The sequence below is a fragment of the Pedobacter sp. Leaf170 genome (genome assembly GCF_920984665.1).
Taxonomy (GTDB): Bacteria; Bacteroidota; Bacteroidia; order Sphingobacteriales; family Sphingobacteriaceae; genus Pedobacter.
This window is the reverse complement of record NZ_CAKLBP010000007.1, coordinates 153,587-168,552: the sequence shown is the minus strand read 5'-3', so window position 1 is coordinate 168,552 and position 14,966 is coordinate 153,587. Positions and strand designations below refer to the sequence as shown.

General features: G+C 36.1%; 10 protein-coding genes. 3 read left to right on the top strand and 7 right to left on the bottom strand.

All coding sequences use genetic code 11. The features are described from left to right. The first annotated feature begins 77 nt into the window (after positions 1–77). Entirely contained in the window at positions 78–3,227 is a 3,150-nt protein-coding gene (locus LUA90_RS16435; RefSeq protein ID WP_231491769.1) for a basic secretory protein-like protein, read from the top strand. 62 nt (positions 3,228–3,289) lie between these two features. Here LUA90_RS16435 and LUA90_RS16430 read toward each other — a convergent pair whose 3' ends face one another. Then, positions 3,290–3,640 (bottom strand): GIY-YIG nuclease family protein, encoded by a 351-nt coding sequence (locus LUA90_RS16430; protein ID WP_231459689.1) that lies wholly within the window; start codon positions 3,638–3,640, stop codon positions 3,290–3,292. 133 nt (positions 3,641–3,773) lie between these two features. Between LUA90_RS16430 and LUA90_RS16425 the strand changes: the two genes are divergently transcribed. Both LUA90_RS16425 and LUA90_RS16420 read left to right on the top strand, forming a co-directional pair. Next, positions 3,774–4,550 carry a LexA family transcriptional regulator gene (locus LUA90_RS16425; protein ID WP_231491768.1) on the top strand — a complete coding sequence of 259 codons (777 nt, stop codon included), beginning with the start codon at positions 3,774–3,776 and terminating at the stop codon, positions 4,548–4,550. A 67-nt stretch (positions 4,551–4,617) separates the two neighbouring features. Then, positions 4,618–5,067 (top strand): DUF4890 domain-containing protein, encoded by a 450-nt coding sequence (locus LUA90_RS16420; RefSeq protein ID WP_231491767.1) that lies wholly within the window; start codon positions 4,618–4,620, stop codon positions 5,065–5,067. A 71-nt stretch (positions 5,068–5,138) separates the two neighbouring features. Here LUA90_RS16420 and LUA90_RS16415 read toward each other — a convergent pair whose 3' ends face one another. The 6 genes from LUA90_RS16415 to LUA90_RS16390 are packed head-to-tail and all read right to left on the bottom strand — an operon-like array spanning position 5,139 to position 14,631. After that, the gene (locus LUA90_RS16415; protein WP_231491766.1) at positions 5,139–5,831 is read right to left on the bottom strand and encodes a GDSL-type esterase/lipase family protein; all 693 of its coding nucleotides are present in this window, start codon (positions 5,829–5,831) and stop codon (positions 5,139–5,141) included. A 9-nt stretch (positions 5,832–5,840) separates the two neighbouring features. Beyond that, the gene (locus tag LUA90_RS16410; RefSeq protein WP_231491765.1) at positions 5,841–6,740 is read right to left on the bottom strand and encodes a glycerophosphodiester phosphodiesterase family protein; all 900 of its coding nucleotides are present in this window, start codon (positions 6,738–6,740) and stop codon (positions 5,841–5,843) included. A gap of 13 nt (positions 6,741–6,753) precedes the next feature. Then, positions 6,754–8,166, bottom strand: a complete 1,413-nt coding sequence (locus LUA90_RS16405; protein WP_231491764.1) for a calcineurin-like phosphoesterase family protein — start codon at positions 8,164–8,166, stop codon at positions 6,754–6,756. A gap of 54 nt (positions 8,167–8,220) precedes the next feature. Then, complete coding sequence (locus tag LUA90_RS16400) at positions 8,221–9,726, bottom strand: DUF5689 domain-containing protein (RefSeq protein ID WP_231491762.1); 1,506 nt, start codon at positions 9,724–9,726, stop codon at positions 8,221–8,223. 17 nt (positions 9,727–9,743) lie between these two features. Continuing rightward, complete coding sequence (locus tag LUA90_RS16395; RefSeq protein ID WP_231491761.1) at positions 9,744–11,312, bottom strand: SusD/RagB family nutrient-binding outer membrane lipoprotein; 1,569 nt, start codon at positions 11,310–11,312, stop codon at positions 9,744–9,746. Positions 11,313–11,322: 10 nt separating this feature from the next. After that, positions 11,323–14,631, bottom strand: coding sequence for a SusC/RagA family TonB-linked outer membrane protein (locus tag LUA90_RS16390; protein ID WP_231491759.1), 3,309 nt, complete (start codon positions 14,629–14,631; stop codon positions 11,323–11,325). Positions 14,632–14,966 lie beyond the last annotated feature (335 nt).

Here is a 14,966-nt window from a genome sequence, read left to right as displayed (position 1 = left end):
TTTAAACAATCACTATTTTTATTTCCAGATAAATTTAAAATCAGTTTTTTTAAACTGCATAAATAAAAACCACACGTATGAAAAAAACCTCTACTTTATTAAGGCAATTTGTACCGGCTTTACTCCTACTTTTTATTGCATTTTCTGCACAGGCACAATACTTCGGACAAAATAAAGTCAGATATAAAAAGTTAGATTTTAAGGTTTTACAAACACCACATTTCGAAATCTATTATTATATCAAAAATGATAATCTTTTAAAAAAGTTTACTCAAGATGCCGAAACCTGGTACAAGATGCATCAGGAAGTATTTAGAGATACCTTTCTAAAGAAAAACCCGATTATTTTATACAATAACCATCCTGATTTTCAGCAAACTACAGCGCTTAACGGCGAAATTGGTATAGGTACAGGCGGTGTTACCGAAGCCCTAAAAAATAGGGTTATTATGCCGGTTATGGAACTTAACAATCAAACCAGGCACGTTTTAGGTCACGAGTTGGTTCACGCCTTTCAATACCATGTTTTATTAGAAAAAGATTCGATTAGTTTAGATAATGTTGGCCAAACGCCTTTATGGATGGTTGAAGGTATGGCTGAATATTTATCCATCGGCAAAAAGGATGCTTTTACGTCAATGTGGATGCGTGATGCAATGCTTAACCGTGATATTCCTTCATTAAAAGACCTTACAAATTCTAATAAATATTTCCCATACCGTTATGGTCAGGCCTTTTGGACCTATATTGGTTCGCAATATGGCGATACTACAATTGTACCTTTATTTAAAAATACAGCTAAATATGGCTATGAAAATGCCATCAGGTATACATTTGGCTATGATGACAAAACACTATCCGGTTTATGGAAAAATGCAATTGATGAGCATTATAAACCTATGTTAAAAGCAGATAGTTCTCAAATTAAAATTACCGGAACAAAGATTTTAGATAATAAAAACGCAGGAAATATGAACGTAGCTCCTGCCCTTAGCCCTGATGGTAAATTTGTGGCGTTTATGTCTGAAAAAGATTTATTTGGTATTGATTTATTCCTTGCGGATGCAAAGACTGGAAAAATAATTAGAAAATTAACAAGCCAGATTTCAAATGGCCACATAGATGATTTTAACTTTATAGAATCTGCAGGTGCCTGGTCTCCGGATAGCAAGCAATTTGCCTTTAGTATTTTTAGTGGTGGTAAAAACCGCATGATGATTATTAATGTGAGCAACGGCAGCACGGTTTTAGAAACAGATATGGGCGAAGTTAGCCAGTTCGGTAATTTAACCTGGTCGCCAAATGGTAAAGACATTGCCTTTTCTGGAATGGTTGAAGGCCAAAGTGATATTTTCTCTTACAATTTAGATACTAAAAAGGTTACACCGATAACAAATGATGCATACTCAGATTATGCACCTAATTACTCACCAGATGGAACAAAAATTGTATTTTCATCAGATAGAGGAGCCATTCAAAGCAATAATATTACGGCTGTACATCCAATAAACTTAGTCGTTTATGATATTGCTTCTAAAACCGTTAACAATGTTGATGTTTTTCCAGGTGCAAATAACTTAAACGCACAATTTGCTCCAGATAGTAAAAGCGTTTATTTCCTATCTAACAGAGATGGTTTTAGAAATCTTTACAAATACAGTTTTACTGATAATACTGTAGATCAATTAACTGATTATTTTACTGGTATAAGTGGAATAACGGAGTTCTCTCCGGCAATTTCGGTTTCGCAAACTAATGATATTGTTTACAGTTACTACCGCTACCAGCGCTACACCTTGTATAATGCAAACCTAAATAGTTTTAAACCAAAAAGAATTAATAGCCGCGATGAAAATTTTGATGCAGCTGTTTTGCCACCGATGGAAAATGTTGGCGTAAACATCATTAATTCCAACCTGATAAATTTTGATAGATTTGAAAAGGTAATTGCAGATTCTATGCGGGTTGTTCCATATCGCCCTAAATTTAGATTAGATTACCTGGCAAACAGTGGTGTTGGCGTTTCAACCAGTCGCTTTGGTACCGGTGTACAAGGAGGTATTGTTGGAATGTTTAGCGATATTTTAGGTACAAATCAAATCATTGCAAACCTATCTGTAAACGGTGAGATTTATGATTTTGGCGGTTTGGTTGGTTACATTAATCAAAAAAGTAGAATTAATTGGGGACTTGCGATATCACATATCCCTTACGTTACAGGTTTTAATTCTTATGGAAATGAGAGGCTGCCATCGGGTTCAGGTACCATTGATGTAATCAATCAGCGAACTGATATCATCAGAACTTTTGAAGATCAGGTTCAACTATTTGGAGCTTATCCGCTTAGCAAAATCCATAGGTTTGAACTTGGGGCCGCCTTCTCTCGTTACAGCTACAGAATTGACAGATACAGCAATTATTACAACAACACTGGTTTCTATGTAGGTTCAGAGCGTAGCAAAGTGTCAAATGAGCAGGCTACCCAAGATTATGGCGTACCATTTAATCCATTTACCTTGTATCAATTAAATGCCGGCTTTGTTGGCGATAATTCTATCTTCGGATTAACTGCGCCTTTAGATGGTTTTAGATATAGAATTAGCGGAGAAAAATATCTGGGCACGTACAGCTTTGCAGGTGCAACAATTGATTTAAGAAAATATTGGAGGCTTAAACCAGTAACACTTGCCGTTAGAAGTTACAACATGTTAAGATTGGGCAAAGATGCTGATAGACTGTATCCACTATTTTTAGGCTATCCATACTTAATAAGAGGTTACGAATCTAACTCTATTTATAAAACCACTACAGAAAGGGCCAATCAATCTTTCGATATTAATCAATTGAGTGGTAGTAAAATGGCCGTATTTAATTTTGAAGTTAGATTACCATTTACAGGCCCTAAAAAATTGGCTGCAGTACCCTCAAAATTTTTATTTTCTGATTTAAATTTGTTTTTTGATGCTGGTGTTGCCTGGACTAATGAGACTCAGGTTTCATTTAAAAGTGAACCAACTTATGTTGCCACACCAATTATTGGTGCTGATGGTACCCAAACAGGCTCTTACCTGGCCACTACAGAACGTGTTCCGGTTATGAGCGTTGGTTTATCCTTAAGAGTAAACGTATTTGGCTACTTTGTAATAGAGCCATATTACGCAATACCTTTTCAGCGAAAGGATGTTAAAACCGGTGTTTTTGGTTTAACTTTTGCCCCGGGTTGGTAAGCAAAAAATGAGTTAAAAAAAATCGCATCTGTTTAAGGTGCGATTTTTTTATGTATGATATTTTATGATAAACTCGTAAAGGATAATTTAACCTGGTTGGTTATGTTTCTGTGCAAAAGGATATTTTCGAAATCCAAACCAATAGTTAAATCTATCCAATCAGGATTGCAAGAACGTACCAAACGCTCTTTTTGCACGCGTGTAAATCTACTTACTAATTTAAAACGGCTCAAAGCTTGTTCTTCAGTTTTAAATTCTTCAAAATAAACTAAACGGGTTAGTTGCTTGCCATTATCAAAAAATAAGTTTGGCATCTGCTTATAAAAATCTAAAGTCTTCATTAAATCAGAACTCATGCCAACATGCATACTAGTACGATTTCTGTCGGTAACGATGTAAACAAACTTTTTCATAATAACGTATTTAAAATTAAAAACTAATCTATTTAGTATCCCCTCTTGCAAATCAAAATAATATTACTAACTTTATGAGCATAAAATTACTAACTATTTTAGTAATTCCAAATTTATTTTAAAATTTATTTTTATGTCGAATATTTCAAATAATTTAAAGTACCTAAGGAAGAAAAAGGGCCATACGCAGCAGCAATTTGCTGATATTATGGAAATTAAAAGATCGCTAATTGGTGCATACGAAGAAGACCGGGCTGAACCAAAATATGATTTGCTAAAAAAAATAGCAGAATATTTCGATTTAACCATTGATGAATTTATCAATGAAAAAATTTCTGATAGCTGGAAACCAAAACCTAAAAGCCAAGGTTCAAATCTTCGGGTTTTAAGTATTTCTGTTGATGCAAATGATAGAGAAAATATTGAGCTTGTACCCGTTAAAGCTAGTGCAGGTTATTTAAATGGTTTTTCTGATCCGCAGTACATAAGTGATTTACCAAAATTTCAACTGCCAATTCCTGCCTTACGCCAGGGAACTTTCCGTGCTTTTGAAATTATGGGCGATAGTATGTTGCCTGTTCAACCAGGAAGCGTAATTATAGGCGAATATTTGGATAACTGGAACGAGGTTAAAACCGGTGAAACATACATCATTATAAGTAAAAATGAAGGCGTAGTTTATAAACGTGCAGGCAATCGTTTCAGAGAAAATAAAGATTTAAAACTTGTTTCTGATAATAAAGTATATGATCCTTATACAATAGCTGCAGATGACATACTCGAAATTTGGAGTGCAAAGGCTTATATTTCAACATCATTACCCGAACCAGCACCAGACCCAACCATGGAAACCTTAACCCAAATGATGGCTCAGATGCAAAAATCAATTTCTCAGTTAAATAAGAATTAACAAATTTTAACAGTTAGCGATTAAACCGTTTTCATGTTTTAGTATCTATTAGATAAAACACATAAACATGAAAAAATTAATTTTAACAATGGCAATTGCAGTAATGGGTTTTACTGCAGTTTTCGCACAAGATTCGACACGTAGAGCAAGAAGACCAATGCCAAATCTTACCATTGAGCAAAGAGCCGAAAGAGCCACCAATGCAATGGATAAGAAACTAAGTTTAACAGCAGACCAAAAAACAAAGGTTTATGCTATTGAATTAGATAGAGCAAAGAAAATGGATGCTTTTAGAAATGAAGACAGGTCTGCTATGAAAGATAAAATGAAATCAAGAAAAGCAGATATGGACGCTTCAAAAACTAAATTAGATAACATTTTAACTGCAGAGCAAAAAACAAAGCTTGATGCTTTTAGAGCCGAAGCAAGAGAAAGAGGTGATAAGATGAGAAAAGGACCAGGAAAGCCAAGAAAAGATAAAGCTCCGGTTGTTTCAAACCCTCCTGCTCAGGGATAAAAATAAATTTTTAATATTATAAATAAAGCGTTCCATATTTTTCGGAACGCTTTATTTATTTACAGCAAATGCTATTTCAAATAGCCTGTAGAGTTTAAAAAATCTGCCCAAACCCTATATCCTTCTGGTATAAGATGGAGCCCATCTTTAGTAAGTTCGGCACGTAAATGCTTATCCTTATCTGTAAATTGTGAATACAAATCAATTACAGTAACATTTTTGGCGGCAAGCTTTTTTATTTCCGTATTTAACCAAAGGATGTGTTCATCTTTTCCGTAATGATTTTTAAATTTATCGAAAGCACTATTTACAGGCAAAAGCGTATTAAAATATATCTGCGTTTTTTTTGAGCCTTTTCTTATCCGGCTAATCATTAGTTTATAGTTTTTCAAAATCACACTGTCAGGAATATTTCTCGAAACATCATTAATCCCAATAAGGATAAAAACCTTTGCTGGTTTACCATCAATAACTTCTTGTAGCCTTTCTAAAACACCAAAAGTGATATCGCCAGAAATACCTCTATTTTTTGCTTGCGGTAGATTTAGTAGCTTGACCCAATCTGTACCTGCCGTAATGCTATTCCCTAAAAAAATATAATCTTTTTTCGATTTCGGTTCAGCTTTAAACTTAGAAACCAATTCTACGTATTTACCCGGCCTGTATGTGCTGTCCCATTTTACGGTCTGGCTTTTAACATCTGCCGAAAAGCAAAAAGTTAGCGTTGCTAAAAAGATTAATAATTTAAAAGAAATAGCTTTCATAGTTTTGTTTTATTTGGATTGAATCAGTAAATCTGGGTAATCTGAAATGATACCATCTACACCTAATGCCCTTAAAGCCTTCATATCTGCAACCGTATTTGGTGTCCAGGGAATAACTTTTACGTTATCAGCATGGGCTTTTTTAATTAAATCTTCGTTAACCATTTGCCAAACCGGACTCAAAATAAAAGGTTTGTAACCCAAATCTGCAATATTTTCTTCGTATGTTTTCTTATTCGCAACTAAAAATGAGGTTCTGACATTCGGATATTTTTCATGGAGGATTTGAATGGTTCGTTTATCAAATGATTGAATAACAACATAAGGTGTAATTCCTTTCTTTTGAATTACATCCATTAAAAGTTTTACAAAAACCTCTGGTGTTGGATTTGTAATTCCATCGCCTGCTGCACTGCATTTAGTTTCAATATTATAAAAAAACTGTTGTCTTTTATTTGCTTTAATATCTTTCTGAACGGCATCAATTAAATCAGATAATAAAGGAATATAAGTTTTAACTTTTTGCTGATTTGGGAAACCCGGTAAATCTTTTGAACCTAAATCAAAAGATTTTAGTTTTTTATAATCCATCTGAAAAACCGGATATTTCTTTGAATCAGCGGCTGAAATATCTTTTCCATCAGGTGTACACATAAACGCCGGACTTAAATAATCATCATGCGTAACCACAACTTTTCCATCTTTAGTAATGTGTGTATCCATTTCTAAAGTGGTTATACCATCAAATTTCATGGTATTTTGCATAGCTAAAATTGTATTCTCGGGCCATAGGCCACGCCCACCACGATGGGCCTCTGCACTAAATTTAGGAAATTCTGCAACTTGCGCTGATGCATTAACTGATCCCATTGCTAATAAAGCAACAATAATTTTTTTTGAAGTTTTCATCTTTTGAAATAAATTAACCTTTAAACTCGGATTCAAATTTTTCTCCAAAACGATCTGTTGCAACAACTTTTACATTTTTTACTGAAGGTTCAAAATGTGCTACAAACAAATGGTCGGTTTTACTTGGCTCCGGGAATGTTCTTCCGGCAGGCAATTTATCACCCTTATATAAACTCACTGATAAGGGATCGTAACCTTTTTGCTGTTCTAAAGCACCCATTGATTTTCCATCCAGAAAATATTCTACTTTCCATTCCGGGTCCCAATTCCAAACGTTTGCAATTAAACGTTTTTGATTTGTTAATTCATCAACATAAACATGAACCTGCTCCTTTTTATTTGAACCTGTTGGATGATAATACCATTTTAAGTTTGTTCCATCAACTTCATAAACACCATATCCTCTTGGTGTTCCATCCTCACAGATTGGACCGGTCCACCAGGCGCCACAAACCGCACCATGATTGTGCTCAAAAATTCCGTTAGTAATTACGTTTCTATTGTAATGGGTATGCCCAGACATGATGTGCACATTTGTAAAGCCATTTAAAACCGCATAAAAATCTGTGTTATTTTTTACAGCATTATGCACCGGAATATGAAGATTTATAATCAGTAAAGCATCTTTTGCTACGTATTTCAAATCTTTGGCAAGCCAGTCTAGCTGTTGCTGATTTATATAACCATCGTAATTTCTTTCAGTGCCCAAATAGCGAACATCATCTAAAACAACATAATGCGCCTTGCCCCTATTAAACGAATAATAAGTTGGTCCGTAGTGCTCTTGAAATGTTTTATCAGATGTTTCATCTCCACCCAATCTGTAATCCATATCATGATTGCCTAATGCCTGAAAAAATGGAATGCCCATTTTTGCAACTGCTGTATTGTAATCTGTAAAAAGTTCGTGGTTATCCCAAACAATGTCTCCAACAGTTATTCCATGAACAGGAATTTTCGGGTTCATTGCCTTGATGGTTTTAATCGTATCCGGAACAGAGGTTTCCATCATTTGAGCTACATCTTTTTTGTTTTTTACCTGAGGATCGGCCCAAATAATAAAATTATGTTTTTCATCTTTAAACTTAAGCGGATTTAATTCGAAGTTTAAATTAGTTTTACCGATTGCACTTTCGTAGTATTTAGCAATATGGCTTTCTGTTTTAAACTCGTAACCCGAAGGTGTACTTATCCAAACAAATTTGGCTAAAGGGTTTATATCAATAGTGTAGTTACCAAGCCTATCACTTTGTACAACATTAAAACCATCAGAAACTACAACGCCAGCAATTCCTTTGCCTTTACTTGTGATTTTACCTGATATATTATTATCTAAAAAAGTTGAAGAGAACGGAAACGCTTTAAGACTTACAAATAAAGTTGTACCAAGTAAGGTCGACTTTTGGATAAATGATCTTCTATTCATTAGGATGTTTATAATAGACAAGCCACCTGATTTAGATGGCTTGCCTTTATTTTATTAATTTGTTATCGTGGTAAATCCAGCAGCTTGCTCTATAGTTGATAAAGGCGATGTTGGGGTTAATGTAATGTTTGTGGCAGTTCTACCAGTACTCCAAATACCTGTTGCAGCATTGTAAACCCCGCCTAACATTGTAAAGTTACTTGTACCTGGGAATCCAAATTTATTGGTATTTGTACCTCCACCGTAAAATGCCACCACCTTTTTGTTTTGAATGGTACTGTATTTATCAGTGTTTGTAATTCTGTAGCCAACTTCGGGCGGTCCGGCAGCATAAACTGCTCCATTACCACCATACATAATAACATCTAAAGGGACAGAAGTGCCAGTTACTGTAAGCCCGTCGAAAACGGCTATACCTGCAACGTTTCCGCTATTTGCAAGTAAATTTGTGGTTGCGGTTCCAAAACCATCGCCATCTACAGTTGAGTACTGCTTACTTGCAATCCATGCTGCAGCACTTATATCAGTTGAACCAGCACCCCAAATCACTTTATTACCACCAACATAGCAGAATTGACCTTTTCTAACCGTACCAGAATTGATGTTAATTTTATAAGTTCTGATGCCACCTAATGCCCAACCGGTTGCCGGCGCTGCTAAAATACCTGCATTATTACACACTACTATCGAGAATGGCGTCGTAGCAAAATTGATATCTCTTGTTGCCTTAAACTGGATGTATTCATAATTTGCATCACTACCAGTTGGGTCGGTTAAATAACCTGTTATAATTAAAGCTGATGGCTTGATTTCTGGCAATGCGAAGATATCATCAGTAGTTCTTGGCCACAGTTGCATACCAGTTGAGCTCGAAAAGGCAATACCTGTATAATCTGCAAAAGGGATAGCTTCTTGTTTAGCATATGTTGCACTGGCTTCAGTATGAACTATAGCCGTTCCAAAACCATCACCTATGGTTTTATTGCCGCTAAATACATCACCTTGTGCAGGTTCAGGATTCATTTTTCCTTTACTGATGGTGATTAATGTACTTTCATAAAACGTTGGTCGGGTAGCTAACATTCCGGTATTAACGGCTCTTACTATAATATTCCGGCCACTGGCTTTTTTTTCTATACCTGTTGCAGTAACGCCTTCAATTTGCAGATTACCATTTACTCTTTTAAGTGTTGTGCCTGTTACGCTCACATGAACAGAATCTCCCGGGACATATTTACTAGCCTCCGCACCTACATTAAAAGCGATTCCTCTTAACGAATCTATTCCGTTACCGGCTATCCTGCTATTTTGCACAAGTAATAATCCGGCAGGAATATTACCGCCCGATTGATTTGAAACAACAATGCCTTTTATAAAATTAGCGCCGCCAAGATTATCTTCATTAAGTTGTAAATCTGAACCTTTAAAAAGTTTACGCAAATCGAAATTTGAGATATACGGACTAACGGATACCTTGACATAATCGGTATCGCGTTTACATCCCATCCAGGTACCGCAGATTACTGCTAACGCACCATAAAATAATATTATCTTCTTCATACTGTTTTTAGATATGATTAAGGTTTTTGCCACCAAACTAGTGTGTTAATATCATCAGCACCTTGAGATGCGACAGCATTTTTATAACTGGTTGGGTTTGTTGATTGTGTAACTAATGGATAATTTAATCTCGCAGGCATTCTACCTCCGTTTGCCAATCCTGTTCCTTTAGGAATAAATGGATGGCCAGTACGGCGATACTCAATCCATTGTTGGAAATCGACTAAGAATAAAGCATAGTATTTTTGAAGATGAATGGATTGCAACTTGCTTGGCGAATTATTTGCAGTATTATTTAGAGGTAAACTGTTGTTCCACTGAATGTCTGCCGCAACTACATAGCTTGCTAAAGCAGGGTCTGAAGCCGAAGTAAACAAAGTTGGAACCCAGTAATTAATTGCATCTGCTATCCCTTTCATGTAGTAACTCTCGCCTGTTCCGGTAATCCAGCCTTTTGCTGCAGCTTCGGCTAAAATAAAATCAACCTCTGCACAGTTCATAATTATACCCGTATTAGCAGCGGTTTGTAAAGTAACGCCTGCATTTTGAGAATCTGAATAGAAGTACGATTGTTTTAACACAGATGTACCCGCATCATAACCACTCGGAACACCAATTAAGCCGGCTGGACCAGGTGCTATACCGAATCGGCTTACGCCATTTACACCATAGGTTCCGCTTACACGAGGATCATTCCAAATGGCTAAATTTCCAATAAAGAAATCTGTAATTGCTGGTGTTCTAAAATCAACCGCTCTTACATTAATCATAAATGGAGAAGAATAAACTGCTGTGCTGCTATTGGTTCCGTTCCATAATATTTTAGCTGTGTGTGTATTGTTTTCCATAATAGGATAACCCGCCTTATTGGTCTCTGCTATTTCTTTTATTTTAGAAATTACCTGGGCACTTACTTCGGCTTTGCCGGATATACGTAGCAATAAACGTAAGTATAAAGAGTTACCAAATCTACGCCATTTACTAATGTCGCCCTGGTAAACCGGGTCGCTACTTGTAACGATAGATTTCCCTTCGGATAACAATTTATTTGCTTCTTCAAGTTTATTAAATAAATCAAGATAGATATCCTTTTGCTTGTCGAATACTGGTTCGTAATTCCCTTCTTTACCTTGATTTGCCTGCGAATAAGGAACATCGCCGTAAACATCAGTCAATAATTGAAAAACCCAGGCCTGTACAATTAATGATATACCTTTGTAAGATGCATTTAACGATTCAGGCTTATTGGAAATTGTGTAGATATCTCTTAAATTAGTTAATTCGGGATACCAGTTATTCCAGGTATAATCTGCCCAGGTGCGCCTAACATCATACCTAAAAACACGTCCTTCTGCATCGTTCAAATCAACAGTTACCTGCATCAACTCATTATTAAAATTACGGTTACGAACCATATTTGCAGATAATATATTGACCAATGATGGCGCTAAAAGCTGACTTGCTTTTACCGATGATTTTCCAATCGGGTCGGTATTAACTTCGTTAAAATCTTTTTTGCATGAGCTTATAGATAAACTAATTACGCCCAGCAATATATAATTGGTTATTTTATTTATAGTTTTCATTTTATTTCAATTATAAGCCCACAACTAAACGCACACCATAAGTTCTGGTAGATGGTAACTGACCCGTTTCAAAGCCTTGAACGATATCAGTTCCGGATAGTGTTCCAAACTCAGGATCGAAAGCCGGCCATGGTGACCAGATGAAAAGATTACGACCGTAAGCACCAATGGTCATTTTTGTGAAACCAATTCTTTTTAAGAAATTAGGATTGAAAGCATAAGTGATATTTGCTTCTCTGAATTTTAAATAATCGGTTCTGAAAACACTACCCTCTGCCTGGTCTGAACCGTAAAGTGATGTGTAAAAACTTTCTAAGTTTGTAGCAACAACATCATTAGGACGATAGGTTCCGTTTGTATTTTGGATTACTCCGTCACCCACTACACCATTATATCTACCAGGTAATGTTAAGTTTAATTTACCCAAAGATGCCATTCTCGAAAAAGTTAATGAATGTGCTACAGCACCTAATTGAGCATCGAACAAACCGTTAACACTGAAACTGCCATAAGTAAGAGTTGAACCAAAACTGAATCTGAATTTCGGCATTGTATTACCTAAATAAACTAATCCTGTGCTGGTTTTTGCGTTTCCGGTCACGGCATCGTAAACAATCTGGCCATCTGGAGAACGTAGATAACCATTACCAAATAAATCGCCCATACTGCCCCCAACATTGGCAACAATTTGCCCGCCACCTAAAGCACCGGTTCTTAATACAACCGAGCTATCTGCTAATTCAACAATTTTATTTCTATTAGCAGTAAATGTTCCGGTAAGGTCCCATTTAAACTTGCCCGCCTTTAATGGCGTTCCGTTCACGGCAAGCTCGATACCTTTATTCTCTACCTTACCAACATTAAACACGGCAACATTGTAACCTGTTGCTCTATCAACTATACGGCTTAATATTTGATTTTTGGTATTACCAAGGTAAGCTGCAAAATCGAAATTTAAGCGATTTTTAAATAAACGCAATTCAGTACCAACTTCAATCGTGGTGGTTTTTAATGGCTTTAAATTCGGATTTGGCAATATCGTTGGGTTAGACATGGCGCTATCCGGATAAATGCCATTTGATGCAAGATTATAGTTATAGGCTGTACGGTAAGGTGTTGTTCCACCGCTACCAACCTGAGAAACTGAAGCCCTTAGCTTAAAGAAACTGATTTGACTTGGCATTTTCCATAAATCAGAAGGCACAAATGATACACTTGCCGATGGATAAAAGAAACCAACATTATCTGTTCTGAATGGCGTAGCTAGTGTACTGCTCCAATCCTGACGGCCAGTTAAATCTAAATACAAGTAATTTTTATAACTGAATGATATGGCCGCATAAAAACTGTTAATTCGATAACGTGCCGTATCAGGTACAGAAACTAATGGACTAGCATTATTCGTTAAACTGTAATCGCCTGGCGTAACTAATCCATCAGCACGTAATTCTGATTTTTTATACTCGTTACGCATTTGGCTACCACCAATATTGGCATTCATCCTTAAATTCTCGGTTATTTTTTTATCGTATCTTAGTAAGAAATCGGCATTAACTTCATACGAGTTAATATCCTGAATACGATAAGAACCTTGAGCAAATTTGTTTCCTGCAGCATCAAACGGACGTTGCGTTTCTCGGATATCATGATTATAATCTATCGAACCCCGAACCAATAAACTTAATTCATCGGTAAATTTATAATTGGCTTGTAAACTACTCAATGCACCATTTCTACGCTGCTTGTTTAAGTATTGTTCTGAAATTGCGTAAGGACTTTCAGGGTTTGTAGTTGTAATGTTTACAAACTGAGTTCCAACTTTATCAACCGCCCAATAATCGCGATACCAATCTGTGTTTACATTCGGTTGCGCAAACATAAACCAATACATTAGCGATTGGTTTCCATATCCTGTTGCCGGTAAATTATCGCTATGCCTGTTGTTATAAGCAATTTTAAAATTTAAGCTTAATTTTTTGGTTACATCAGCATTTGCTGAAAAAGAAGCTGACGTACGCTCTAAACCTGTGTTCGGAACAATCCAGGAGTTATCTCCATGACTTGCCGAAAAACGCATTCCAACTTTTTTATACGTTCCATCTAAACTAACAGAATTTGAGGATTCAAAACCGGTTTTAAAGAAAGCATCAACCGGATTTTCGTACGCTACCCAAGGCGTTCTGGTTAAACCTCTGGTTTTAGTAGCAGGGTCATATTGATAAAACATGCCTCCATTTGCAAATGGTGCACCCCAACTTGCACTGGTTCCGTTTGTGCTTCCACCATCTTCTGTGTTACCATAAGAAAAATATGAAACGCCAAATTGCCCTTGCCCAAATTGATTTTGAACATCAGGTCCGCGGCTTACCTGCTCCCATGTACTGTTTGAAGTAAAAGTGATGTTAAGTTTTTTACTGTTTTTACTACCAGATTTTGTTGTGATGATAATTGCACCGTTCGCCCCTCGCTGGCCATACAATGCCGATGCTCCAGGACCTTTTAAAACAGTTACATTTTCAATATCATCTGGGTTTAAATCGTTTAAAGCAGAACCAAAATCCGGTGGCATGATATCACCTGAAGTTCCGTAAACACCGCCAGATGAGGCTGCAGTTCTTCTGGCCGAGCTACTTGCAACAACACCATCAATCACAATTAGCGCTTCATTATCCCCCGTCAGGTTATTCTCTCCACGTAAAATAATTTTATTTGATGCAGCCGGACCGCTATTTCTAACCAGGTTTAAACCTGCTACTTTACCAGATAAAGCATCTGTCCAGTTGCTGGCTACAGCATTTGTAAAAGCACTGCTGTCAACTTTTGTTACTGAATAACCAAGTGCTTTTTCTTCACGCTTAATACCCAAAGCGGTTACCACCACATCATTTAACTGACTTGAAGATGATTTTAGCCTGATTACCGCATTATTTTCATTCGCATTAAAGGTTCGGCTAACTACAGTATAGCCAAGCATGTTAAATAAAATAGTAGTACCTTTTTGTATGGTGATTGAAAAATTACCATCGTTATTAGTTGTTCCAAGCACTCTTCTGTTATTATCACTTATTGTAATACCAATTACAGGTTGATTGTCGTCTTCATCCAGCACCTTACCTTTTACAGTAACATTCTGATTGTTTTGCTGAGCAAATAAATCCTGACTGTAAAGAGGAAAAGCTAAAAGGAGTAAAAGCAGGGTTTTTATCCATAAATGAGATGGGATAAACTGTCGGTTTTTCTTGAAATCTTCCGGACCACTTTTTCTTGCAAAGAAGCTGCAAAGAAATCCTGATTTCTGTTGGGTAGAGTTTTTGTTCATAAATTGTTTAAATCCGGTTAGTAATGCTGATTATAGGAATATTAATTTTTGATTTTTTTCGAGCCGGATTACCGGCAAAATAAGCCCACCTACATTAACATAATATTAACTAACTGTTAAAATCTGCAACCTTGCCCTTTTTAATTGCGATTTGTTAGTTTTTTATTTCTTAATGTTTCGTTAATAAAATTATGAAAACAAATCGAAACTAAAAATAATTTAAACTCATGTTAAGTGTATAAAATCATTATGAAGATTTTTATAAGCCAGTTAATGATTTGTTAACATGAGCAGAACGGTCAAAAACGAATAAAAACAGCCATTTGGAGGCTAAA